Consider the following 23,823-nt stretch of genomic DNA (forward strand, 5'->3'; position numbering starts at 1 on the left):
TGAGCGCAGCTTAGGACAACAGGAGCCGAAGATGAAAGCGCCGCGCGTGACCCTGGATCAGTGGCGAACCCTGCAGGCGGTGGTCGATCACGGCGGCTTCGCCCAGGCCGCCGAAGCCCTGCATCGCTCGCAGTCCTCGGTGAGCTACACCGTGGCGCGCATGCAGGAGCAACTGGGCGTGCCGCTGCTACGCATCGACGGGCGCAAGGCGGTACTGACCGAGGCCGGCAGCGTGCTGCTGCGTCGCTCGCGGCACCTGGTCAAACAGGCCAGCCAGCTCGAAGACCTGGCTCACCACATGGAACAGGGCTGGGAGGCCGAAGTGCGCCTGGTGGTCGACGCCGCCTACCCCAGCGCCCGGCTGGTGCGCGCACTGAGCGCGTTCATGCCGCAGAGCCGCGGCTGCCGTGTGCGCCTGCGTGAAGAAGTGCTGTCCGGGGTCGAGGAAGTACTGCACGAAGGCATCGCCGACCTTGCCATCAGCAGCTTCAACATTCCCGGCTACCTGGGCGCCGAGCTGAGCGCGGTGGAGTTCGTCGCCGTCGCCCACCCCGAGCACAGCCTGCATCGCCTGGGCCGAGAGATCACGTTCCAGGACCTGGAAAGCCAGTTGCAGGTGGTGATCCGCGACTCCGGCCGCAGCCAACCACGCGACGTCGGCTGGCTGGGTGCCGAACAGCGCTGGACCGTCGGCAGCCTGGGCACCGCGGCGACCTTCGTCGGCAGCGGCCTGGGCTTTGCCTGGCTGCCCCGGCACATGATCGAACGCGAACTGCGCGAGGGCCTGCTAAAGCCTCTGCCGCTCGATCAGGGTGGCAGTCGACACCCGCTGTTCTACCTTTACTCGAGCAAGGAAAAGACCTTGGGTCCGGCCACGCAGATCCTCATCGAGCTGCTGCGCAATTTCGACACCGCGCCACTGGACGTGCCCTTCGCAGCCCCCCCGCAAGCCTGAGAGGACCGCGCCCATGGCCTGTTTCGAACGTGACGGATGCCTGCTGCACTATGAGGAACATGGCCAGGGCGAGCCTCTGGTACTGCTGCACGGGCTCGGTTCGAGCAGCCAGGACTGGGAGCTGCAGGTCCCGGAGCTGAGCCGTCACTATCGGGTGATCCTGATGGACATTCGCGGCCACGGCCAGTCGGCCAAACCTCGCCACGGCTACCAGATCAAGACCTTCAGCGAAGACTTGCTGGCCTTGCTCGACCATCTGGACACCGGCCCGGTGCACTTTGTGGGCTTGTCCATGGGCGGCATGGTCGGTTTCCAGTTTGCCGTCGACCATCCGCACAGGCTGCGCAGCCTGTGCATCGTCAACAGCGCCCCCGAGGTCAAGCGCCACAACCTCGAACACTGGATCTGGTGGGCCAAGCGCTGGAGCCTGGCACGCCTGCTCAGCGTCGAGACGGTCGGCCAGGGCCTGGCCGCGCGGCTGTTCCCCAAACCCGAGCAAGGCGAACTGCGCCGCAAGATGGCCGAGCGCTGGGCGCGCAACGACAAGCGCGCTTACCTCAAGAGCTTCGACGCCATCGTCGACTGGGGTGTGCAGGAACGCATCGGGCAGATCCCGTGTCCGACACTGGTGATCGCCGCCGACCACGATTACACCCCGATACAACAGAAAGCGCGCTACGTTGCCCTGATGCCCCATGCGACACTGGCGGTCATCGAGGATTCGCGGCACGCTACGCCCCTGGACCAACCCGAGGTCTTCAACCAGACCCTGCTGCGTTTCCTCGCAGCCGCATCCACCTCTCAAGGATCATTGAGCCCATGCTGAAGAAACTCCTGCTGACCGCCTGCTCGTTCGCCTTCGCTGCCAGCGTCATGGCGTCCGACAAGACCCCTCACGTGCTGCTGACTACCAGCTTCGGCGATGTCGAGATCGAACTGAACGCCGAAAAAGCCCCCATCAGTACGAAGAACTTCCTGGAGTACGTCGACAGCGGTTTCTATAACAATACGATCTTCCACCGCGTGATCCCGGGCTTCATGGTCCAGGGCGGCGGCTTCACCGACCAGATGGTACAGAAGAGCACCAAGGATCCAATTCGCAACGAAGCCAGCAACGGCCTGCAGAACACGCGCGGCACGCTGTCGATGGCCCGCACCTCGGATCCGAATTCGGCCACCAGCCAGTTCTTCATCAACGTGGCCGACAACGACTTCCTCAACCCTGGTCGTGACCGCGGCTACGCCGTGTTCGGCAAGGTGACCAAGGGCATGGAGGTGGTCGACCAGATCGTCAACTCCCCCACCACCGTCAAGAAAGGCATGCGCGATGTACCGGCCGATCCGGTCTACATCAAGTCGGCCAAACGTATCGATTGATCGCGGGTCTCACAGGATGTGACGCCGCCCGCGAGCGGGATCAACAGGAGTTTCCATGCTGTACCGTCGCTTCGAACAACTGATCGACATCTTCCGTGAGGCGCCCAGCGAGGCGCCGCCGAGCACGGTCTGGCCGTTCTACCTGTACTACTTGCGCCAGGTCTGGCCGAGCTTTCTCGCCTTGCTGGTGGTCGGCCTGATCGCCTCGCTGATCGAGGTGGCCTTGTTCAGCTACCTGAGCCGGATCATCGACCTGGCCCAGGGCACGCCCAACGTCAACTTCTTCAGTGAGCACAGCGGCGAGCTGATCTGGATGCTGGTGGTGGTCCTGTTGCTGCGGCCGGTGTTCTTCGGCCTGCACGACCTGCTGGTGCACCAGACCATCAACCCGGGGATGACCAGCCTGATCCGCTGGCAGAACCACACCTATGTGCTCAAGCAGAGCCTGAACTTCTTCCAGAGCGACTTCGCCGGGCGCATCGCCCAGCGCATCATGCAGACCGGCAACTCGCTGCGCGACTCGGCGGTGCAGGCGGTGGATGCGCTGTGGCACGTGCTGATCTACGCGATCAGCTCGCTGGTGCTGTTTGCCGAGGCCGACTGGCGCCTGATGATTCCGCTGCTGGTCTGGATCGTCGGCTATATCGCCGCGCTCTACTACTTCGTGCCGCGGGTCAAGGAACGCTCGGTGGTGTCCTCGGACGCACGTTCCAAACTGATGGGGCGGATCGTCGATGGCTACACCAACATCGCCACCCTCAAGCTGTTCGCCCACACGGACTACGAACAGCAGTACGCCCGCGAGGCGATCAGCGAACAGACCGAGAAGACGCAACTGGCCTCACGCGTCATCACCAGTATGGATGTGGTGATCACCACCCTCAACGGCCTGCTGGTGGTCGCCACCACCGGCCTTGCCCTGTGGCTCTGGAGCCAGTCGCTGATCAGCGTCGGCGCCATTGCCCTGGCCACGGGCCTGGTGATCCGTATCGTCAACATGTCCGGCTGGATCATGTGGGTGGTCAATGGCATCTTCGAAAACATCGGCATGGTCCAGGATGGCCTGCAGACCATTGCCCAGCCGGTCTCGGTCACCGACACACCCAATGCCCCGGCATTGAAGGTCAGCCGTGGCGGCGTACGTTTCGACGATGTCGACTTCCACTACGGCAAGGGTGGCAAGGTCATCGATGGGCTGAACCTGGATATTCGCCCGGGCGAGAAGATCGGCCTGATCGGCCCGTCCGGTGCGGGCAAGTCCACGCTCGTCAACCTGCTGCTGCGCCTGTACGACGTGCAGGGCGGGCGCATCCTCATCGATGGCCAGGATATCGCCCAGGTCAACCAGGCCAGCCTGCGTGCGCAGATCGGCATGATCACCCAGGACACCTCGCTGCTGCACCGCTCGATCCGCGACAACCTGCTGTATGGCCGACCGGACGCGAGCGACGAGGAAGTCTGGGAGGCCGTGCGCCGCGCCCGGGCCGACGAGTTCATCCCGCAGTTGTCCGACGCCCAGGGCCGCACCGGCTTCGACGCCCATGTAGGCGAGCGCGGGGTCAAGCTCTCCGGCGGCCAGCGCCAGCGCATCGCCATTGCCCGCGTGCTGTTGAAGAATGCGCCGATCCTGATCATGGATGAAGCGACCTCGGCGCTGGACTCGGAAGTCGAGGCAGCGATCCAGGAGAGCCTGGAAACCCTGATGCAGGGCAAGACCGTGATCGCCATCGCCCACCGCCTGTCGACCATCGCCCGGATGGACCGTCTGGTAGTGCTGGAGAAGGGGCGTATCGTCGAAAGCGGCAGCCACGCCGAGCTGCTGGCCCAGCAAGGGCTGTATGCGCGGTTGTGGCATCACCAGACCGGCGGGTTCGTCGGGGTGGATTGAGGGGTTCTAACCGGCCAGGTAGCGCGTTGCACTGACGGACAGCGCGCTACCTGTGGGAGCGGGCTTGCCCCGCGATAGTGCCGGCACAGACCCCACTCAACCCCGCCTATACGGCAGCATCTCCCTTGCCTGCTCGGCATACGCCCTCACCCCGTCTCGCTCCTGAGCCAGAAACTCATCCACCGCCCGCCGCAGCCCAGCATGGCGCAAGTAGTGCCACGAACGCGTCAGCACCGGCTCGAACCCGCGGATCAGCTTGTGCTCCCCCTGGGCACCGGCGTCGAACCGCTGCAGCCCCTCGGCAATCGCGTAGTCCATGCCCTGGTAGAAGCAGGTCTCGAAATGCAGGCGGTCGAATTCGTCCAGGCAGCCCCAGTAGCGACCGTAGAAACTGTCGCCCCCGACCAGGCTCAAGGCCATGGCCACGTCGCGGCCGTTCTGCCGTGCGACCACCACCCGCAGCGCCTCGGGCATGCGCTCGGCCAGCAGGCTGAAGAACTCACGGGTCAGGTAGGGCGCACGTCGTCGCACCGCATAGGTGTTGGCATAGCAGCGGTAGACGAAATCCCAGCGCGCCTGGTCCAGCTCATCGCCGCGCAGCCACTGGAAGTCGATGCCCTGTCCGGTCACCTGCTCGCGCTCCTTGCGCATCTGCTTGCGCTTGCGCGAGCTGAGGGTGTCGAGAAAGTCCTGAAAATCCCGATAACCACGGTTGCGCCAGTGGAACTGGCAGCCCAGGCGCTCCATCCAGCCCGGCTGGCCGAGCATCTGCTCGTCCAGGCTGCTGTCGGTGAAGTTGATGTGCGCACCGGACAGTTCACCCTTGACCAGGTACTCCGGCAATGCCTGCAGCAACAGCAGGGCGTCGGCAGGGTCTGCGCTCAGCAGGCGCGGCCCACTGACCGGGCTGAACGGCACCGCCCCGAGCAGCTTGGGGTAATAGGCGATACCCGCACGCTCACAGGCATCGGCCCAGCCGTGGTCGAACACGTACTCACCGAACGAATGCCATTTGCGGTACGCCGGCAGCAACGCCCGCACCTCGCCATCACGCTCCAGCACCAGGTGCTCGGCGGCCCAGCCGGTCTGGCGGCTGACGCTGCCACTGTCCTCCAGCGCGCTGAGGAAGGCATGGCGCAGAAACGGCTGGCCGGCGGGCACGAGCGCGTCCCAGGACAGTGCCGGAAGGTCACGCAGGTGGGCAAGACTGTAGAGGCTGGTCACGACTTCGGCTCCCTGAACACAGGTCGCCAGTATCGCCAAAGGCGCCGGTTCGCTCAAATGACGACGACCGTTCTTATAACCAAGTGAGTAATTACTTAACAGCAGTGCCACTAAATAGACATTATTCTGTAATCCCCCCTCGCAATACTTGCGCCTGTTTTTCGGATGCCGAGAACCTGTCTAGTCAGGCCTTTTCCGGAGACATGCCAACTTGGGGGTGGGCGCACACAAGCCTCCCCACACTTTTCCAATAGGGAGAACCTTATGCGTCTTGTTTCTACACTTACCGGAGTTAGCCTCACCGGCATGATGCTGGCCCTGAGCGCCCCGGCCAGTGCTGCAGTCGACGCCAAGCTGCTCGAAATGCTCCGCGCCAACGGCTCGATCAACCAGGCGCAGTACAGCGAACTGCAGGCCGATCTGGCAAAAGAAACCAAGGAAAAGGCCGACCAGAAGGCACAGTCCGAACGCCTGAGCTCCTTCGAACAGAAAGTGGCATGGGCCGCCAAGACCCAGATCAAGGGTGACGTGCGCCTGCGTTACGAAGACGTCAACGTCGACAACCCACGCAGCGGCAGCGGCAACCAGGACCGCGAACGCGTCCGTGCCCGCGTCGGCTTCTACAGCGAAATCAACCCGCAGGTTGACGCTGGCGTGCGTATCGCCACCGGCAGCAGCGCCGATGGCCGCTCGACCAACCAGAGTCTGGACAACTACTTCGAGAAGAAATCGCTGTGGGTCGACCTGGCCTACCTCGACTGGCACCCGACCGCCATCCCGAACCTGCACCTGATCGGCGGCAAGATGCAGCAGCCTTGGGTGAGCATGGGCGACATCATCTGGGATAGTGACCTGAACCCGGAAGGTGTGGCTGTTACCTACAAGACCAACCTGGGCGGCGCCGAGCTGTTCGGCAGCGCCGGTCAGTACACCCTCAAGGACAACGTCGACGGCGACGGCGTGCAGTTCAAGCACGACGCCCAGCTGTACCACGGCCAGTTGGGTGCCCGCTTCGCACCGGCTGACACCCTCAAGGTCACCGTTGGCGGCAGCATCTACGGCTACGACAACGACAAGGAATCTGCCGCCCTGCGTCAGTTCGGCAACACCACCAACGAATTCAACCTGGTGGAAGGCTTCGGTCAGATCGACTTCACCGGCTTCGCCATCCCGCTGGCAGCCTACGGTCAGTACGTGAAGAACACCGAAAGCACCGACGGCGAAGACAAGGCCTGGCTGGCTGGTGTGAAGACCAAGCTCGGCGCCTGGAGCCTGGACTACAACTACCGCGACGTGCAGCGCAACGCTGTGGTCAGCGCCTTCACCGACTCCGACTTCGGCAACGGCTTCACCGGTAACCGTGGTCACAAGTTCAAGGTCGGTTACGAAATCGACAAGAACTTCGCTGTCGGCGCGGCTTACCTGATGGCCAAGACCGACCGTTCGCAGCTGCCGAACACCGACGCGGACGTCGACACTCTGCAGGTCGACCTGGAAGCCAAGTTCTAAAAGAACGCTCCCCTGCGTAGCTCAGCGGGAAGTGCCGACCCCATCCGGCGCTTCCCGCTTTTTTTCGTCTGCTGAAAATACAACGGCCTTTTCGCGGGCAAGTCGCAGCGGCGAACCGCCGCTCCCACAGGTACACAACAGCTTGAGGGCAGTGGTGTATCTGTGGGAGCGGCGGTTCGCCGCTGCGACTTGCCCGCGAAAAGGCCGCCGCCGTTATCAGCGCTTGCGCAGAATCACACTGCCAATCGAATACCCCGCCCCGAACGAACTCAGCACCGCCAGCGAACCCTCGGCCAGGTCATCCTGGTACAGGTGGAAGGCAATCACCGAGCCGGCCGAACTGGTATTGGCATAACGGTCGAGAATCACCGGTGCCTCCTGCTCGCTCACCTCACGCCCCAGCAGTTTCTTGACGATCAGGTGGTTCATGCTCAGGTTGGCCTGGTGCAGCCAGAAGCGCTTGACGTCGGACGGCTGCAGGTCGTTCTCGGCCAAGTGCTTGCCGATCAACTCGGCGACCATCGGGCAGACTTCCTTGAACACCTTGCGCCCTTCCTGCACGAACAGCTTGTCGCGGGTGCCTTCACCCTCCTCCGCCGCACGATTGAGGAAGCCGAAGTTGTTGCGGATGTTGTTGGAGAACGAGGTCAGCAGCTTGGTGCTGACGATGTCGAACTGATGCTTCGAGGTGGCCTTGTCGGCGCGCTCGAGCAACACGGCAGTAGCGGCATCACCAAAGATGAAGTGGCTGTCGCGGTCACGGAAGTTCAGGTGCCCGGTGCAGATCTCCGGGTTGACCATCAGGATCGCCCGGGCCTGGCCGAGCTGGATGCTGTTGGCGGCGTTCTGGATGCCGAAGGTGGCCGAGGAGCAGGCCACGTTCATGTCGAAGCCGAAGCCCTGGATACCCAAGGCCTGCTGCACTTCGATGGCAATCGCAGGATAGGCGCGCTGCAGGTTGGAACAGGCGACGATCACCCCGTCGACGTCGGCAGCGGTACGACCGGCACGCTCCAGTGCCTGGCGGGCGGCGGCCACGGCCATTTCGCAAAGAATGGAGTACTCGTCGTTGGAGCGCTCCGGCAGGCGTGGCTTCATGCGCTGCGGGTCGAGGATGCCGGCCTTGTCCATGACGAAGCGGCTCTTGATGCCCGACGCCTTTTCGATGAACGCCGCGTCGGAGAGCGGCGCCGGCTCGACCTCGCCACGCTCGATGGCGGCGGCGTTGTCTGCGTTGAACTGTTGCGACCAGGTGTTGAAGGATTCCACCAGTTCTTCGTTGGAGATGCTCTGGGCCGGGGTATACAGGCCGGTGCCGCTGATCACGACGTTATGCACGGTCGTTCCTCTGGTCTGTGGCCTGCGCCTGTCGGGCGTTGGCCGGGATGGGCTGTGATTAATGGCACTTTAGTGCCAACTTGAGATCGTCAGCGAGGGCTGCGCCCTCGATCGCGGGGCAAGCCCGCTCCCACAAAGTGAGAGCGCGGTTGTCATGCGATGGGCCGCAACGCGGCCCAAATTGCACCAATATTGCCACAATTCAGGGAATTTAGGCTTCCACCAAACTCCACTGCTTGCTTAATCGCTTATCGGAAACCGCCACTTTCGTCCCCAACTGCTGCGCGAACAGCGACACCCGGTACTCCTCCAGCAACCAGCGATACAGGGTCAGCTCGGCGTCACGCTTGCCCTCCTGGGCATGCTTGTCGGCGCGGGTCTTGTACTGTGTCCACAGGTTGCCCAGCTCGCCGCTCCAGACCCGGTCCTTCTGCACCTGCGAGCCCAGCTTCTCCAAACGTAGCTCGATGGCCTTCAGGTAGCGCGGCAGTTCCTTGAACCACTGCGCCGGCGTCTCGCGCACGAAGCCTGGGTAGACCAGGTTGCCCAGTTGCTGCTTGATATCGTTCAGCGCCACGGCCTGGCTCAGGTCGATCTTGCCCTTGAAGCGCTTCTGCAGGCCATGCCACAGCTTGAGCACTTCCAGGGTCTGGCGTGCCAGCCGCTCGGCATGCTCGGCCCAGTCGCCACGCTTGCGTTCGGCGAGCGAGGCCAGCGCAGCACCATCACGCGGCAGCGGCATCTCCCCTTCGAGCACACAGCTGTCGAGGCTGGCCAGCAGGATGTCCTCGACCAGCGACTCGACACGGCCCAACTCGCGGTACAACAGCCCCAGCTCGGTCAGCCCCGGCAACTTGCCGCGCAGGAACTTGGCAGGCTCGGCCAGCTGTTGCAGCAACAAGCGCTGCAGCGCGCGGCGGTGCTGGAATTCGGCTTCGGCCTGGGTCGAGAAACGCCCCTCGCGCACCGCGCCGTTGTCTTCCACCAGTGCCGGGTAGACCGTCAGCGACAGGCCGGCAATCTTCTGCTGGGCAGTCTGCGCCACCTGGGCGAAGGCCTTGGCCTGCACCGGCTGTTCGGTCTTCTCGCTACGTGGCAACGCCAGGGCGGCCTGGCTGGCGGCGGCGAAACGCGCGGTCAGCTCAGCCAGGTCGCGGCCTTCGCCGAGGAACTTGCCCTGGCCGTCGACCACCTCGATGTTCATGCGCAGGTGCCCTTCGACCTGGCCGGCCGATTCGGCCCACGCCTCGTCGGACACCCGCGCCCCGGTCATGCGCAACAGCTCCTGGCCCAGGGCCTGCGGCAAGGCACCTTGGCCGAAGCTCATGCGCGACAATGCCGCCTTGACGAAGTCCGGCACCGGCACGAAGTTCTTGCGCAAGGCCTTGGGCAGGTTGCGCACCAGGGCCACGCACTTGGCCTCCAGCAATCCCGGCACCAGCCACTCCAGGCGTTCGCCCGGCAGGTTCGGCAGCAGGGGCGCAGGCACCCGCACGGTGACACCGTCACGCGGGTGATTGGGTTCGAAGTGATAGCTCAGCGGCAGGCGCAGGTCGCCCACCTGCAGGTGGTCCGGGTACTGCGCGGCGGTGACTTCGCTGGCCTCACGAGCGAGCACGTCCTCTTCGCGCATGATCAGCAGGTTGGCGTCCTTCTGGCTGTTCATCCGGTACCAGCTGTCGAAGGTCGCGGTCTGGTGGATCTCTTCGGGCAGGCGCGCCTCGTAGAACGCGTACAGTGTCTCTTCGTCGGCCAGGATGTCACGACGGCGGGCCTTGGCTTCCAGCTCGTCGAGCTGCTCGAGCAGGCGCTTGTTGGCCGACAGGCACTTGGCCCTGGACTGGATCTCGCCACCGACCAGCCCCTCGCGGATGAACAGCTCGCGCGAGGTCACCGGATCGATCGGACCGAAGTGCACCGGGCGACGACCGACCAGGATCAAGCCATAAAGCGTGATCTGCTCATAGGCGACCACCTGACCGCGCTTCTTCTCCCAGTGCGGCTCGAAATGGTTCTTCTTGATCAGATGCCCGGCCAGCGGCTCGATCCAGTCCGGCTCGATCTTGGCGACCATGCGCGCATACAGCTTGGTGGTTTCCACCAGCTCGGCGGCCATCACCCACTGCGGGCGCTTGCGGCCGATGCCAGACGAGGGGTGCACCCAGAAGCGCCGCTGACGCGCGCCCTGGTAATCACCCTCTTCGGTCTTGTGGCCGATCTGGCTGAGCAGACCACTGAGGATCGCCTTGTGCATCCGCTGGTAGTCGGAGGCTTCCTTGTTCACCGCCAACTGCAGGTCGCGGCAGATCAGCGACAGCTGGCGGTGCGCATCACGCCACTCGCGCAGGCGCAGGTAGTTGAGGAACTGCTTGCGGCACCAGTTGCGCAGCGGGTTGGCGGTCAACGCCTGGCGCTGTTCCTCGAACCCGCGCCACAGGTTGACCAGCGCGGCGAAGTCCGAATCGACATCCTTCCACTGCGCGTGCGCCTGGTCAGCGGCCTGCTGGCGCTCTGGCGGTCGCTCGCGCGGGTCCTGCACCGACAGCGCACTGGCGACGATCAGCACTTCCTGCAGGCTGCCCTGGCGTGCACCTTCGAGCAGCATGCGGCCCAGCCGCGGGTCGATCGGCAGGCGCGCCAACTGGCGGCCCAGCGGCGTGAGCTGGTTCTCGCGGTTGACCGCCGAGAGCTCCTGCAACAGGTTGAAGCCGTCGCTGATGGCCTTGCCATCCGGCGGTTCGATGAACGGAAACGCGTCGATCTCGCCCAGGCGCAGGTGCAGCATCTGCAGGATCACCGCCGCCAGGTTGGTGCGCAGGATCTCAGGGTCGGTGAAGGCCGGGCGGCCGTTGAAATCATCCTCGCTGTAGAGACGGATGCAGATCCCCGGCTCGACCCGCCCGCAACGGCCTTTACGCTGGTTGGCGCTGGCCTGCGACACCGCCTCGATGGGCAGGCGCTGGACCTTGGCGCGGTAGCTGTAGCGGCTGATGCGCGCGGTGCCGCTGTCGATCACGTAGCGGATGCCCGGCACGGTCAGCGAGGTTTCGGCGACGTTGGTCGCCAGTACCACGCGCCGGCCACTGTGGGACTGGAAGATCTTCTGCTGCTCGGCCGGGGTCAGGCGCGCGTACAGCGGCAGGATTTCGGTGTGGCGCAGTTGTGCCTTGCGCAGGATTTCGGCGGCATCGCGAATCTCGCGCTCGCCGGGCAGGAACACCAGCACATCGCCCGGGCCCTTGCCCTGGCTGCGCTCGTGCTGGGCGATTTCATCCAGCGTGGCGAGGATCGCCTGATCGACGGTGAGGTCATCCTCGACTTGGTTACCCTCCTCGTCCTGCTCGCTGGTCAGCGGGCGGTACCAGGTGTCCACCGGGTAGGTGCGGCCGGACACCTCGATGATCGGCGCGCCATCGAAGTGCTTGGAGAAGCGCTCCAGGTCGATGGTCGCCGAGGTGATGATCAGCTTGAGGTCAGGGCGCCGGTGCAGCAGGGTCTTGAGGTAGCCGAGCAGGAAGTCGATGTTCAGGCTGCGCTCGTGGGCTTCGTCGACGATGATCGTGTCGTAGCGCTCGAGGAAGCGGTCGTGCTGGGTTTCGGCCAGCAGGATACCGTCGGTCATCAGCTTGACCAGGGTGTTCGAGTCACTCTGGTCCTCGAAACGCACCTGGTAACCGACGAGCGCCCCAAGCGGTGTGCCGAGCTCCTCGGCAACCCGCGCCGCCACACTGCGCGCGGCGATCCGGCGTGGCTGGGTATGGGCGATCAGGCCATGACTGCCGCGGCCCAGTTCCAGGCAGATCTTCGGCAACTGGGTGGTCTTGCCCGAGCCGGTTTCGCCGGCGATCACCAGCACCTGGTGCTCTGCCAGGGCCTTCTTGATCTCGTCGCGCTTGGCGGCGATGGGCAGGTTGTCGTCGTAGCGGATGCTCGGCACGCTCTGCTGGCGCGCGGTGACCTGGGCACAGGACGCCTGGACCTTCTCCACCCACTGCGCCAGCTTGCCCTCGTCGGGGCGCTTGCGCAGCTCGTGCAGTTGCCGCCGCAGGCGATGGCGGTCGGCGATCATGGCGTGGTCGAGGTTTTGCAGCAGTTTGTCGATGGCGTGGTCAGTCATGGGGCTTTCTGATGATGCAGGTGAGCCTGCTTTTGCATGATCGGCATTCGTGGGGATGGGCGATTGTCGCAGATTTGTGGGTTCTCTGCTGCCTGTACCGGCCCCTTCGCGGGCAAGCCCGCTCCTACGCAAGAGCAGCCCGTGCAGGAGTGGGTCTATGCCGCGACAGAGCCGAGCGGATCAACACAATGTTTAGCCAAAACCGATCTGAACATCACCACTCACCACTTTAATCAACCTTACCCATCATGTGAGTATCCAGGGCATGATTCCCGACCCGATCACCGCGCCCCCGCTGTCATGCCCTTCGCTGCCGAAGGCCAGGGCCCGCGCCGGTGAAAATCCGCTGGTCCACATCATCCTCGCCTTCTGGGCCCTGTGGCACTGCCGCCATGCTCGCCCGCCGGATACCTCGCTCGCTGTCCATTGACGCCTACCGCAGCCCTGCGGCTGCCTGAATCCGTCCGACACACCGCGTCAACCCGCGGTGGTCTTGTGCGCCCCTGAACGACAGGGGCGCGAGCGAGCCTCCATGCACTTTGCCAACCCCGAGCAAGCCCGCGGCTTTCTGGCCGAAAACCCTGATATCGACCTGATCGAACTGTTCATCCTCGACGCCAACGGCGTGCCGCGCGGCAAGCTGCTGCACCGTGACGAGCTGATGGCGGTGTATGAAAGCGGCCGGCCGCTGCCCAGCACCATCCTTGGCCTGACCCTCAATGGCGACGATGTGGAAAACTCGGGCCTGGTCTGGGATGTCGGCGACATCGACTGTCGCGCCTATCCCCTGGATGGCAGCCTGGTGCGCCTGCCCTGGCGCCGGGTGCCGACCGCCGCGGTGCAGGTCAGCATGCACCCCAGCGAAGGCCTGCCCGCCAGCATTGCCGACCCACGCCATGTCCTGCTGCGCACCATCGAGGCCCTGAAGGCCGACGGTTATCACCCGGTGATGGCCTGCGAGCTGGAGTTCTACCTGCTCGACCAGCAGCGCGATGCCCAGGGCCGCCCGCAACCGGCGCTCGACAGCGACGGCGGCCGGCCACGCAGCACACAGGTCTACGGCCTGCGTGAACTGGAACAGATCGAACCCTTCCTCGCCGACCTGTATGCCGCCTGCAAGGCCCAGGGCATTCCGGCGCGCACGGCGATTTCCGAATACGCACCCGGCCAGGTGGAAATCACCCTGGAGCACGGCGATGCGCTGGCAGCGATGGACCAGGCCGTGCGCTACAAGCGCCTGGTCAAGGGCGTGGCCCACGCCCACGGCATGCAGGCCTGCTTCATGGCCAAGCCCTTCGCGCAGATTGCCGGCACCGGCATGCACATGCACCTGAGCCTGGCTGACAGCGAAGGCCGCAACCTGTTCGCCAGCGAGGATCCGGCCGGCACGCCGCTGCTGCGCCAAGCTGTGGCCGGCATGCTGCGCCACCTGCGCGATTCGCTGCTGCTGTTCTGCCCCAACGCCAACTCGTTCCGCCGCTTCCAGGCCAACAGCTATGCGCCGCTGGCGCCGACCTGGGGCGTCGACAACCGCACCGTGAGCCTGCGCGTGCCCGGCGGCCCTGCCCCCAGCCGGCACATCGAGCACCGTATCTGCGGCGCCGATGCCAACCCTTATCTGGCTGCCGCGGCCATTCTCGCCGCCACGCACCAAGGCATTCGCGAACAACTGGACCCCGGTGCGCCGGTCGAGGGCAACGGCTATGCCCAGGCCACCGAGCACCTGCCCACCGACTGGCTCACCGCCCTCGATGCACTGGAGCACTCGGCCTGGGCGCGCGAAGCGCTGGGCGATGCCTTCCTCGGGGTATACCTGAAAGTCAAACGCGCCGAATACCGCCAGTTCATGGCCGAAGTCAGCGAACAGGACTGGCGCTGGTACCTGCACCAGGCCTGAGCCCTACCCTATTCAGAACAAGGAACACCCCATGAACGCAGCACTGAACAACGGCCCGGCCCAGCGCGCACCGTCCTACTACAGCGCCACCCTCAACGACAGGACCGAGTACCCGACGCTCAAGGGCACCGAGCAGGTAGACGTGGCGATCATCGGTGGCGGCTTCACCGGTGTCGCCACCGCCGTGGAGCTGGCCGAGCGCGGCCTGAAGGTCGCCATCGTCGAGACCAATCGCATCGGCTGGGGCGCCAGCGGGCGCAATGGTGGCCAGGTGACTGGCAGCCTGTCCGGCGACGAGGCCATGCGCACGCAGATGCGTGACCGGCTCGGCAGCGAGGTGGATGATTTCATCTGGCACCTGCGCTGGCGCGGGCACCAGATCATCGAGCAGCGCGTGGCGCGCTACGGCATCCAGTGCGATCTCAAGCGCGGCCACCTGCATGCCGCGATGAAGCCGTCGCATATGGAGGAACTGCGCGCCTTCGAAGCCGAGGCCCAGCGCCGTGGGATGGGCGACCAGGTACAGCTGCTCGACCGCCAGGGCATCTCGCGCCACCTGCAGAGCCCGCTATATCTCGGGGCGCTGAAGAACACGCGCAACCTGCACCTGCATCCACTCAACCTGTGCCTGGGCGAGGCGCGGGCTGCGCACAGCCTCGGCGCGCTGATCTTCGAGAATTCAGAAGTGCTGGATATCGTCCACGGCCCGCGCCCGGCGGTGGTCACTGCCAACGGCCGGATCGAGGCGCGCCAGGTATTGCTGGCGGGCGATGTGTACCACAAGCTCGAACAGCGCCAGCTCAAGGGCAAGATTTTCCCGGCCATGGGCGGCATCGTGACCACCGCGCCCCTGGGCGAGCTGGCCGAGCAGATCAACCCCGAGGACCTGGCGGTGTACGACTGTCGCTTCGTGCTCGACTACTACCGCCTGACCGCCGACAAGCGCCTGCTGTTCGGAGGTGGCGCCAACTATTCGGGGCGTGATTCGCGGGACATCGAGGCCGAGCTGCGCCCTTGCATCGAGCGCACCTTCCCGGCGCTCAAGGGCGTGCCGATCGAGTTCAAGTGGAGCTGCGCCATGGGCATCGTGGTCAACCGCATCCCGCAGCTGGGCAAGCTGTCGGACAATGTCTGGTACTGCCAGGGTTACTCCGGGCATGGCATCGCGACCAGCCACATCATGGGCGAGATCATGGCCGAGGCGTTGACCGGGACGCTGGAGAAGTTCGACACCTTTGCCGCGTGCAAGCACATCAAGGTGCCGATGGGGGATTTGCTGGGCAATCCGCTGCTGTCGGTGGGGATGTGGTACTACCAGATGCTGGAAAAGTTGCGCTGAAACCAAAACCGGCCCGTTCTTGCAGGAGCGGGCCGGTGTGAATCAGGCGATCTTCTTCAGCCCAAGCTTCTTCATTTCTTCGTCGCGCAGCTCACGACGCAGGATCTTGCCGACGTTGGTGGTCGGCAGGGCATCGCGGAACTCGATGAAACGCGGCACCTTGTAGCCGGTGACGTTGGCACGCATGTGCTCCATCACCTGCTCCTTGGTCAGCGTGACACCCGGCTTGGCGACGATGAACATCTTGATCACCTCGCCCGACTTCTCGTCAGGCACGCCGATCGCGGCACATTGCAGCACGCCCGGCAGGGAAACCAGCACGTCCTCCAGCTCGTTGGGGTACACGTTGAAGCCCGAGACCAGGATCATGTCCTTCTTGCGGTCGACGATGCGCATGTAGCCGTCGGGCTGAATCACCGCGATGTCACCGGTCTTCAGCCAGCCTTCGCTGTCGAGGATCTCGGCGGTGGCGTCTTCGCGCTGCCAGTAGCCCTTCATCACCTGCGGGCCCTTGATGCACAGCTCACCGACTTCTCCCAGCGGCAGTTCCTGGCCGCTGTCGTCGATGACCTTGCACAGGGTGGACGGCACCGGAATGCCGATGGTGCCGATCTGGTTGGCTTCGGACGGGTTGACCGCCGCCACCGGGCTGGTCTCGGTCATGCCATAGCCTTCGCAGATGGCGCAGCCGGTGACCGCCTTCCAGCGTTCGGCCACGCTCAGTTGCAGGGCCATGCCGCCAGAAAGCGTGACCTTCAGCGCCGAGAAGTCCAGGCTGCGGAAGGTTTCGTTGTTGCACAGGGCGACGAACAGGGTGTTCAGCCCGACGAAGCCGCTGAACTTCCACTTGCCCAGTTCCTTGACCATCGCCGGCAGGTCGCGCGGGTTGCTGATCAGCACGTTGTGGTTACCGATCAGCATCATCGCCATGCAATGGAAGGTGAACGCGTAGATGTGGTACAGCGGCAGCGGCGTGATGATGATCTCGGAGCCTTCCTGCAGGTTCGAGCCCATCAGCGCGCGGCATTGCAGCATGTTGGAGACCAGGTTGCGGTGGGTCAGCATCGCGCCCTTGGCCACACCCGTAGTGCCGCCGGTGTATTGCAGCACAGCCACGTCATTGGCTTGCGGGCTGGCCTCGATGACCGGCTGGCCACGGCCCTTGGCCAGTGCATCGTTGAAGCGCACGGCCTGGGGCAGGCTGTAGGCCGGCACCATCTTCTTCACATACTTGATGACGCTGTTGATCAGCACGCGCTTGAGCGGCGGCAGCAGGTCGGCCACTTCGGTAACGATGACGTGCTTGACCTGGGTCTTGGGCAGGACCTTCTCGACCAAGTGCGCCATGTTGGCCAGGCACACCACGGCCTTGGCACCGGAATCGGTGAACTGATGCTCCAGCTCACGCGCGGTATACAGCGGGTTGGTGTTGACCACGACCAGGCCGGCGCGCATGGCACCGAACACGGCGACGGGATATTGCAGTACATTGGGCAGTTGCACGGCGATGCGATCGCCGGGCTTGAGGTCGGTGTGCTGTTGCAGCCAGGCCGCGAAAGCGCCGGACAGGGTGTACAGCTCGCCGTAGGTAAGGGTCTTGCCGAGGTTGCTGAACGCCGGTTTGTCGGCGAAGCGCTGGCAGGATTGCTTCAGTACGGCCTGGATGTTGGGGAATTCGTCAGGATTGATTTCCGCCGTAATTCCGGCTGGGTATTTATCCTTCCAAAAATGTTCGATCATGGAAGCCCACTCCTTTAGCAACAGCGAATTCTTCACGCGTCGATGCGTTTATTATTGATATGAGATGAAGGGATTCATTGCAAACCGCATCATCTGAAAGCGCGCCGAGAGTAACAGCTTTGCCTGGGGTCGCCTAGAGGGCTTCGCAAGCCTTAAGAGTCACCAAAGTGACTCAATGAACTCTATGAGTCATTTCTAGAGTATTTAATCAAAATGTCGCATTGCGGTGCGTGCGGCAGCCGACTCGGTCGCTGTAGGAGCGGGCTTGTCCCGCGATCGGGCGCGAAGCGGCCGCAAGCCAGGCAGTCGAGATCGTCCTGATAAATCTCGGTGCCAGGTTCTACGGCCGCTTCGCGCCCGATCGCGGGACAAGTCGGGACGCCGAACCGCCGCTCCCACAGGGGATTGGGCTGGACTTTAAATTCTGAGCAAGACAATTGCTCCCACAGATGCGCTGGATTTCAGGCGATGTCGCGCAACTCCCGACGCAGGATCTTGCCTACCGGCGTCATGGGCAGTGAATCGCGCAGCACGATGTGCTTGGGCACCTTGTAGCCGGTGAAGTTGGCCTTGCAGAAGGTCTTGAGCTCCTCGACGCTGACACCGCCCGCCCGAGGAACCACGAACAGTTTTACCGCTTCGCCGGAGCGTTCGTCGGGCACGCCGATCACCGCGCAACTGGCCACCTGCGGGTGGCCCATGACCACGTCCTCGATCTCGTTGGGATACACGTTGAAGCCCGAGACGATGATCATGTCCTTCTTGCGATCGACGATGCGGGTGAAGCCGTCCGGGTCGATCACCGCGATGTCGCCGGTCTTGAACCAGCCGTCGGCATCCAGCGCCTGGGCTGTCGCCTCCGGCTGCTGCCAATAGCCCTTCATGACCTGCGGCCCCTTGATGCACAGCTCGCCGCGTTCGCCCAGCGGCATTTCGTTGCCGTCGTCGTCGATGACCTTGAATGCAGTCCCGACCACCGGGATGCCCACCGTACCCAGCCGCGCCAGTTGCCCGTAGGGGTTGGTGCTGGCCACCGGGGAGGTTTCGGTCAGGCCGTAACCCTCGACGATGCGACAGCCAGTCAGGCTCTCCCAGCGCTCGGCGGTGGCCTTGACCAACGCCGTGCCGCCCGAGTTGGTGACCTTCAGCGCCGAGAAATCCAGCGACTTGAAGCCCGGGTTGTCCATCAACGCGACGAACAGTGTGTTCAGGCCCAGCAGCGCCGAGAAGCGCCACTTGCCCAGCTCCTTGATGAAGCCCGGAATGTCGCGCGGATTGGTGATAAGTACGTTGTGATTGCCCGTGACCATCATGCACATGCAGTTCGCAGTGAAGGCATAGATGTGATACAGCGGCAGCGGTGCGATCATCACCTCCTGCCCTTCCTTGATCAGCGGCTGGCCGTCGGGCCCGTGCTGGGCGAAGCAGGCCAGTACCTGCAGCATGTTGGCGACCAGGTTGCCGTGGGTGAGCATCGCGCCCTTGGCCAGCCCCGTGGTGCCGCCGGTGTATTGCAATACGGCGACATCCTCGAGCGTCTGCACCACCGGCTTGTGCGTGAGCTCACGGCCCTCGCGCAGTACCTGCTTGAACGACACGGCCTGGGGCAGGCGGTAGGCCGGCACCATCTTCTTCAGCTTGTCGACCACCGTGTTGACCAGCCAGCCCTTGGCGGCGGGCAGCAGGTCGCCCATCTTTGCCTCGATCAGGTATTCGATGCCGGTATCGGGCAGCACCGTCTGCACCCGCTGGCCGAACATGTTCAGGTACACCAGCGCACGGGCTCCGGAGTCATTGAACTGGTGGCGCATCTCGCGCTCGGTGTACAGCGGGTTGGTGTTGACCACGATCAACCCGGCGCGCATCGCACCGAATACGGCGATGGGGTATTGCAGGACATTGGGCATCTGCACGGCGATGCGATCACCGGGCTTGAGGTCGGTGTGCTGTTGCAGCCAGGCCGCAAAGGCCGCCGAATGGCGCTCCAGTTCGGCGTAACTGAGGGTGACACCGAGGTTGCTGAACGCCGGCCGGTCGGCGAAGCGTTTGCAGGAACGCTCGAACACCTCGACGACGGATTTGTAAGCAGTGATGTCTATGGTGGAAGGCACGCCCGCCGGGCGCTTGTCATTCCAGAAGTCGGCTTGCATTTATTGTTGTTCCTCAGCCTGAACCGTCCATGACCTGATTGCCCAGCGGCAAAAAGGCGTTCAGCCGACGTTAGCAGGTAAGCCGGAGGTGGCAAATACGCCAAGGGCTGCCATTAACATTGTGAATCTTATTTGTGCCCCTGCTGCAATCCTGGTCATTGTGCATACACTGAGCTCAATCCCGTGCACAAAGGATTTCCCATGCCCCACGACGCCTTCTGGCTACCCGCCAGCGAGCACTGCAGCCTGTACGTCCACCAGTGGCTGCCGCAGACGCCGGTCAAGGCCGTTGTGCTGCTGGCCCATGGCATGGCCGAGCACGCCGGGCGCTACCGGCGCCTGGGCAATGCGCTGAACGATGCCGGCTTTGCCCTGTTCGCCCCTGATCTGCGTGGCCACGGCCGCACCGCGGAGCTCGGTAGCCTCGGTCTGTTCGCCCATCAGCACGGCTGGAACACGGTGGTCAACGACCTGGGCCTGCTCAGCCAGCACATCGGCCAGCAGTTCCCCGGCACGCCGCTGTTCCTGTTCGGCCACAGCATGGGCAGCTACATCGCCCAGGCGTACCTGCTGCACCACAGTGGCAGCCTGCATGGGGCGGTGCTCAGCGGCTCGAACTTCCAGCCGCCTGCGCTCTATCGCGCAGCACGCCTGATCGCCCGCCTGGAGGCCTGGCGCCAGGGGGTGGAGGGCAAGAGCGCGCTGATCGACTGGCTGTCGTTCGGCTCGTTCAACAAGGCCTTCAAACCCAACCGCACGGCGTTCGACTGGCTCAGCCGCGACCCGGCCGAGGTCGACGCCTACATCGACGACCCGCTGTGCGGCTTTCGATGCAGCAACCAGCTGTGGCTCGACCTGCTGCAAGGCCTGGCACAGATCAGCCAACCGCGCCATCTGGCGCAGATCGATCCGAACCTGCCGATGCTGGTGATCGGCGGCGAATGTGATCCGGTCAGCGCCGGCAAGCGTCTCACCCACCTGGCCAACGCCCTGCGCGCGACCGGCAATCGCCATGTACAATTGCGCGTCTACCCGCAGGCACGCCACGAAGTGCTCAACGAAACCAATCATGACGAGGTCACCCACGACATCATTGCCTGGCTGGAACAGGCACTGGCCCTTGGCCGCTCTGCCCGCAGCGAATGATGTGCACCGCCTCGTCCCTCCAAGGAAGCCCTGATGACCCAGGTCACCAACACGCCCTACGAAGCCCTCGAAGTCGGCCAGAAAGCCAGTTATGAAAAATCGGTGGAAGAACGCGACATCCAGCTGTTCGCCGCCATGTCCGGTGACCACAACCCGGTGCACCTGGACGCCGAGTTCGCGGCCAAGAGCATGTTCCGCGAGCGCATCGCCCACGGCATGTTCAGCGGTGCCCTGATCAGCGCCGCGGTCGCCTGCACCTTGCCAGGGCCCGGCACCATCTACCTGGGGCAGAAGATGAGCTTCCAGAAGCCGGTGAAGATTGGCGACACCCTGACCGTACGCCTGGAAATCCTCGAGAAGCTGCCCAAGTTCAAGGTGCGCATCGCCACCAACGTGTACAACCAGAACGACGAACTGGTAGTCGAGGGCGAGGCCGAGATCCTGGCGCCACGCAAGCAGCAGACAGTAGAGCTGGTATCGCCGCCGAACTTTGTCGCCGGCTGATCGAGCAGTATCCTGTCGCGGATCTACCCGCGACAGGGCTCCAACGCCCTCAGGCAGCGCTCGATATGCCGCCGCTCAGGTTCCTGGCGGGCCAGCGCCAGCGCCCTGCCCCACGCCTCCCGAGCCTGCTGCACATGCCCCAGCTGCCCATGTAGCTGAGCCCGGGCCGCATGGGCCAGATGGTAATCGAGCAACTCGCCGCGCCCCAGAATCGCCTCCACCACCGCCAGGCCCGTCGCCGGTCCGTCACGACTGGCCAGCGCCACTGCGCGGTTGAGTTCGATCACAGGTGACGGCCAGTGCCGCTGCAACACGTCATACAGGCCGACGATCTCTGCCCAGTCGGTGTCCTGGGCGCTGGCGGCCTCGGCATGCACCGCAGCAATCGCCGCCTGCACGCTGTAGGGCCCGATATCACGGCTACCCAGCGCATGACGCACCAGGGCGCAGCCTTCCTCGATCTGTGCCTTGTCCCACAGGCTGCGGTCCTGCTGGTCGAGCAGCACCAACTCGCCTTCGCCATCGGTGCGCGCCTGCTGGCGCGAGGCCTGCAACAGCATCAACGCCAGCAGGCCAAACACCTCTGGATCCGGCAGCAATTGCGCCAGCAGCCGCCCCAGGCGAATCGCCTCGTCACACAGGTCGCGCTGCACCAGGTCTTCCCCCGCCGACGCCGAATAGCCTTCGTTGAACACCAGGTAAATCACCCGCAACACACTTTCCAGGCGCTCGGCCAGTTCGCCCATGGCGGGCACCTGGTAGGGAATCCGTGCATCGCGGATCTTGGCCTTGGCCCGCACGATGCGCTGGGCGATGGTCGAGGGCGACTGCAGGAACGCACGGGCGATCTGCTCGGTGGTCAGATCGCACACCTCACGAAGGGTCAAAGGCACCTGGGCATCGGCGGACAACGCCGGGTGACAACAGGTGAAGATCAAGCGCAAGCGGTCGTCAGCGAGCAGTTCCTCCTCGCTCGGATCCTGCGACGGGTCTTCGAGCTGCATGATCAGCGCCGCCTGCGAACGATCGAAACGGGCGCGTCTGCGCAAGGCATCGATGGCCTTGAAGCGCCCGGCCGAGACCAGCCAGGCCCGGGGGTTATCCGGCATGCCGTCGCGCTGCCAACGCTCCACGGCAATGAAGAAGGCATCATGCAGGGCCTCCTCGGCCAGGTCGAAATCACCCAACAGGCGGATCAGGGTCGCCAGGATGCGCCGCGAGTCGCGCCGGTAGATAACCTCGACATGGGTGCGCAGTTCATCACCCGTCATCGTGTTGCGGTCCGCGGCGTCATCTTGGCTGACCTCCCGTCATCAGGGTTGCAGTTCGCGCACCGGCCTCACTTCGACACTGCCGACCCGCGCCGCCGGAATGCCTTTGGCGATGTTCAGTGCCTCGTTGAGGTCACGGGCATCGACCAGGTAGAAGCCGGCCAGTTGCTCCTTGGTTTCGGCGAAGGGCCCGTCGGTCAGGCTCATCTTGCCAGCGCGCATGCGCACCGTAGTGGCGGTCCGCACCGGCTTGAGCGCCTCGGCCGCAAGCATCCGCCCGGAGCCGTGCAGCGACTCGGCGTAAGCCATGCACTCGGCGTCTTCGGGGCTGTCGGGCAGGCTGTGCAGCAGCCCCTCGTCACAATAGACCAGGCACAGGTATTTCATGATCGTCTCCAGCTGACGGGCGGTTCAGGGCTTGAGGTCGAAGCGAGCCTTCTGGGTTTCCATGTCGAACGGTGCCGACCAGTGCTCATGGATCACCTGCCAGCGCCCTGCACTACGACGATAGCCCACCGTGACGCGCATGAAGCCGCACTGGCTTTCATCGTCGGCCGGGCCGCAGCGGTTGAGCCAATGCGCCAGGGCCAGGTCGCCATCGGCCTGGACGTTCAGCTCGGCCACCTCGAAGACCATCGGACCGGTGCAAAAGCCCATGCACATTTCCCAGTGTGCCTGGTAGGCAGCCTTACCCTTGAATTGCAGGGCCTGGATGGCGTCGAAGGCAACGATGTCATCGGCATAGGGCGCGACGATGGCCGGCAGGTCGCGCTCGCGCACAGCCTGGATCCAGCCTTCGATAAGTTGACGGATTTCGGTTTCGGCAGGGGTATTCATGGGGAAGCCTCCAGCAGGTCATCAGTGGGTGGCGCCGGATGTTTGCGGCGCCTTCACTGATGGTCGACTGGGGATGGGAGGAATCGACAACGCTGGAAAACTTTTTGCGGTTTTCCGTTACCGGCCCGTGCCGAAAGACCTTCGCAGGTTCAAGCCCGCGCCGCCTGCTCGAACACTTCGTCGGCCCACTGGTTGAGACTCTTGCCTGCAGCTCGCGCTGCGACACTTGCGGCAGCGTGCACTTCAGGACGAATACGCAGCATCACTTTGCCGGAGGCCGGTTTTTCCGGGGCAATACCCTGTTCGGCACAATCCGCTAGGTAATCTTCCAAGGCTTGAGCGAAAGCCTCGTGTAACGCAGGCACCGAGCTTGCGTGAAAGCTGATGATGTCACGCATCCCCAGCACACGGCCGACGAACAGGTCGTCAGATTCGTCGTAATCGATACGGGCAACATAGCCCTTGTAGCGCATGCAACTCATATCCCAACTACCGCTCGCGGAAAATGCTATCAAATTAAGATAGCACTAT

18 protein-coding genes are annotated in these 23,823 nt (G+C 64.0%); 9 read left to right on the top strand and 9 right to left on the bottom strand.

Annotation, left to right across the window (positions count from 1 at the left end; translation table 11 throughout):
* The first annotated feature begins 31 nt into the window (after positions 1–31).
* Genes HU748_RS17365 through HU748_RS17380 form a run of 4 tightly spaced genes read left to right on the top strand, consistent with a single transcriptional unit; the run spans position 32 to position 4,220 of the window.
* Complete coding sequence (locus HU748_RS17365) at positions 32–955, top strand: LysR family transcriptional regulator (protein WP_186666874.1); 924 nt, start codon at positions 32–34, stop codon at positions 953–955.
* 13 nt (positions 956–968) lie between these two features.
* Positions 969–1,781: an alpha/beta fold hydrolase gene (locus HU748_RS17370; RefSeq protein WP_186666875.1), complete on the top strand. Its 813-nt coding sequence runs from the start codon at positions 969–971 to the stop codon at positions 1,779–1,781.
* Positions 1,775–2,332 carry a peptidylprolyl isomerase gene (locus HU748_RS17375; protein WP_186666876.1) on the top strand — a complete coding sequence of 186 codons (558 nt, stop codon included), beginning with the start codon at positions 1,775–1,777 and terminating at the stop codon, positions 2,330–2,332. Before HU748_RS17370 ends, HU748_RS17375 begins: the two co-directional genes overlap by 7 nt.
* A gap of 55 nt (positions 2,333–2,387) precedes the next feature.
* Positions 2,388–4,220, top strand: coding sequence for an ABC transporter ATP-binding protein (locus tag HU748_RS17380; protein WP_186721234.1), 1,833 nt, complete (start codon positions 2,388–2,390; stop codon positions 4,218–4,220).
* 96 nt (positions 4,221–4,316) lie between these two features.
* On the opposite strand, the gene HU748_RS17385 is transcribed toward HU748_RS17380, so the two are convergent.
* Complete coding sequence (locus tag HU748_RS17385; RefSeq protein WP_186721236.1) at positions 4,317–5,444, bottom strand: GNAT family N-acetyltransferase; 1,128 nt, start codon at positions 5,442–5,444, stop codon at positions 4,317–4,319.
* A gap of 264 nt (positions 5,445–5,708) precedes the next feature.
* On the opposite strand from HU748_RS17385, the gene HU748_RS17390 reads away from it, so the two are divergent.
* Complete coding sequence (locus tag HU748_RS17390; RefSeq protein ID WP_186666879.1) at positions 5,709–6,953, top strand: putative porin; 1,245 nt, start codon at positions 5,709–5,711, stop codon at positions 6,951–6,953.
* A 216-nt stretch (positions 6,954–7,169) separates the two neighbouring features.
* Here HU748_RS17390 and HU748_RS17395 read toward each other — a convergent pair whose 3' ends face one another.
* Positions 7,170–8,291: a beta-ketoacyl-ACP synthase III gene (locus HU748_RS17395; RefSeq protein ID WP_186711840.1), complete on the bottom strand. Its 1,122-nt coding sequence runs from the start codon at positions 8,289–8,291 to the stop codon at positions 7,170–7,172.
* A gap of 211 nt (positions 8,292–8,502) precedes the next feature.
* Positions 8,503–12,408 carry an ATP-dependent RNA helicase HrpA gene (hrpA, locus tag HU748_RS17400; RefSeq protein ID WP_186721237.1) on the bottom strand — a complete coding sequence of 1,302 codons (3,906 nt, stop codon included), beginning with the start codon at positions 12,406–12,408 and terminating at the stop codon, positions 8,503–8,505.
* A 532-nt stretch (positions 12,409–12,940) separates the two neighbouring features.
* On the opposite strand from hrpA, the gene HU748_RS17405 reads away from it, so the two are divergent.
* Positions 12,941–14,305, top strand: coding sequence for a glutamine synthetase family protein (locus tag HU748_RS17405; RefSeq protein ID WP_186666882.1), 1,365 nt, complete (start codon positions 12,941–12,943; stop codon positions 14,303–14,305).
* 31 nt (positions 14,306–14,336) lie between these two features.
* Entirely contained in the window at positions 14,337–15,644 is a 1,308-nt protein-coding gene (locus tag HU748_RS17410) for an FAD-binding oxidoreductase (protein ID WP_186721238.1), read from the top strand.
* A 42-nt stretch (positions 15,645–15,686) separates the two neighbouring features.
* Here the strand turns inward: HU748_RS17410 and fadD1 are convergent, their stop codons facing one another.
* The gene (gene fadD1, locus HU748_RS17415; RefSeq protein WP_186666884.1) at positions 15,687–17,384 is read right to left on the bottom strand and encodes a long-chain-fatty-acid--CoA ligase FadD1; all 1,698 of its coding nucleotides are present in this window, start codon (positions 17,382–17,384) and stop codon (positions 15,687–15,689) included.
* Between the two features lie 461 nt (positions 17,385–17,845).
* Positions 17,846–19,534, bottom strand: a complete 1,689-nt coding sequence (gene fadD2 / locus HU748_RS17420) for a long-chain-fatty-acid--CoA ligase FadD2 (RefSeq protein ID WP_186666885.1) — start codon at positions 19,532–19,534, stop codon at positions 17,846–17,848.
* 201 nt (positions 19,535–19,735) lie between these two features.
* Here fadD2 and HU748_RS17425 point away from each other — a divergent pair, with 201 nt between their 5' ends.
* Together HU748_RS17425 and HU748_RS17430 are read left to right on the top strand one after the other, a co-directional pair.
* Positions 19,736–20,680, top strand: a complete 945-nt coding sequence (locus HU748_RS17425; RefSeq protein ID WP_186721239.1) for an alpha/beta hydrolase — start codon at positions 19,736–19,738, stop codon at positions 20,678–20,680.
* 33 nt (positions 20,681–20,713) lie between these two features.
* Positions 20,714–21,184 carry a MaoC family dehydratase gene (locus HU748_RS17430; protein WP_054893311.1) on the top strand — a complete coding sequence of 157 codons (471 nt, stop codon included), beginning with the start codon at positions 20,714–20,716 and terminating at the stop codon, positions 21,182–21,184.
* Positions 21,185–21,207: 23 nt separating this feature from the next.
* Here HU748_RS17430 and HU748_RS17435 read toward each other — a convergent pair whose 3' ends face one another.
* The 4 genes from HU748_RS17435 to HU748_RS17450 all read right to left on the bottom strand — a co-directional run bounded on the left by HU748_RS17435 (position 21,208) and on the right by HU748_RS17450 (position 23,774).
* Positions 21,208–22,455 (bottom strand): RNA polymerase sigma factor, encoded by a 1,248-nt coding sequence (locus HU748_RS17435; protein WP_186721240.1) that lies wholly within the window; start codon positions 22,453–22,455, stop codon positions 21,208–21,210.
* Positions 22,456–22,497: 42 nt separating this feature from the next.
* Positions 22,498–22,842, bottom strand: a complete 345-nt coding sequence (locus HU748_RS17440; protein ID WP_186721241.1) for a YciI family protein — start codon at positions 22,840–22,842, stop codon at positions 22,498–22,500.
* A 24-nt stretch (positions 22,843–22,866) separates the two neighbouring features.
* On the bottom strand, positions 22,867–23,292 hold the full coding sequence (locus HU748_RS17445; protein ID WP_186721242.1) for a nuclear transport factor 2 family protein: 426 nt from the start codon (positions 23,290–23,292) through the stop codon (positions 22,867–22,869).
* Between the two features lie 149 nt (positions 23,293–23,441).
* On the bottom strand, positions 23,442–23,774 hold the full coding sequence (locus HU748_RS17450) for a type II toxin-antitoxin system HicB family antitoxin (RefSeq protein WP_186721244.1): 333 nt from the start codon (positions 23,772–23,774) through the stop codon (positions 23,442–23,444).
* Positions 23,775–23,823 lie beyond the last annotated feature (49 nt).

It is taken from the genome of Pseudomonas sp. RW3S2 (genome assembly GCF_014268955.1).
GTDB lineage: Bacteria > Pseudomonadota > Gammaproteobacteria > Pseudomonadales > Pseudomonadaceae > Aquipseudomonas > Aquipseudomonas wayambapalatensis.

Excerpts from the sequence above, each read along its gene's own strand:
- HU748_RS17365 (WP_186666874.1), top strand. The coding sequence starts at position 32 with ATGAAAGCGCCGCGCGTGACCCTGGATCAGTGGCGAACCCTGCAGGCG.
- HU748_RS17370 (WP_186666875.1), top strand. The coding sequence starts at position 969 with ATGGCCTGTTTCGAACGTGACGGATGCCTGCTGCACTATGAGGAACAT.
- HU748_RS17375 (WP_186666876.1), top strand. The coding sequence starts at position 1,775 with ATGCTGAAGAAACTCCTGCTGACCGCCTGCTCGTTCGCCTTCGCTGCC.
- HU748_RS17380 (WP_186721234.1), top strand. The coding sequence starts at position 2,388 with ATGCTGTACCGTCGCTTCGAACAACTGATCGACATCTTCCGTGAGGCG.
- HU748_RS17390 (WP_186666879.1), top strand. The coding sequence starts at position 5,709 with ATGCGTCTTGTTTCTACACTTACCGGAGTTAGCCTCACCGGCATGATG.
- hrpA (WP_186721237.1), bottom strand. The coding sequence starts at position 12,408 with ATGACTGACCACGCCATCGACAAACTGCTGCAAAACCTCGACCACGCC.
- HU748_RS17405 (WP_186666882.1), top strand. The coding sequence starts at position 12,941 with ATGCACTTTGCCAACCCCGAGCAAGCCCGCGGCTTTCTGGCCGAAAAC.
- HU748_RS17410 (WP_186721238.1), top strand. The coding sequence starts at position 14,337 with ATGAACGCAGCACTGAACAACGGCCCGGCCCAGCGCGCACCGTCCTAC.
- fadD1 (WP_186666884.1), bottom strand. The coding sequence starts at position 17,384 with ATGATCGAACATTTTTGGAAGGATAAATACCCAGCCGGAATTACGGCG.
- fadD2 (WP_186666885.1), bottom strand. The coding sequence starts at position 19,534 with ATGCAAGCCGACTTCTGGAATGACAAGCGCCCGGCGGGCGTGCCTTCC.
- HU748_RS17425 (WP_186721239.1), top strand. The coding sequence starts at position 19,736 with ATGCCCCACGACGCCTTCTGGCTACCCGCCAGCGAGCACTGCAGCCTG.
- HU748_RS17430 (WP_054893311.1), top strand. The coding sequence starts at position 20,714 with ATGACCCAGGTCACCAACACGCCCTACGAAGCCCTCGAAGTCGGCCAG.
- HU748_RS17435 (WP_186721240.1), bottom strand. The coding sequence starts at position 22,455 with ATGACGGGTGATGAACTGCGCACCCATGTCGAGGTTATCTACCGGCGC.
- HU748_RS17440 (WP_186721241.1), bottom strand. The coding sequence starts at position 22,842 with ATGAAATACCTGTGCCTGGTCTATTGTGACGAGGGGCTGCTGCACAGC.
- HU748_RS17445 (WP_186721242.1), bottom strand. The coding sequence starts at position 23,292 with ATGAATACCCCTGCCGAAACCGAAATCCGTCAACTTATCGAAGGCTGG.
- HU748_RS17450 (WP_186721244.1), bottom strand. The coding sequence starts at position 23,774 with ATGAGTTGCATGCGCTACAAGGGCTATGTTGCCCGTATCGATTACGAC.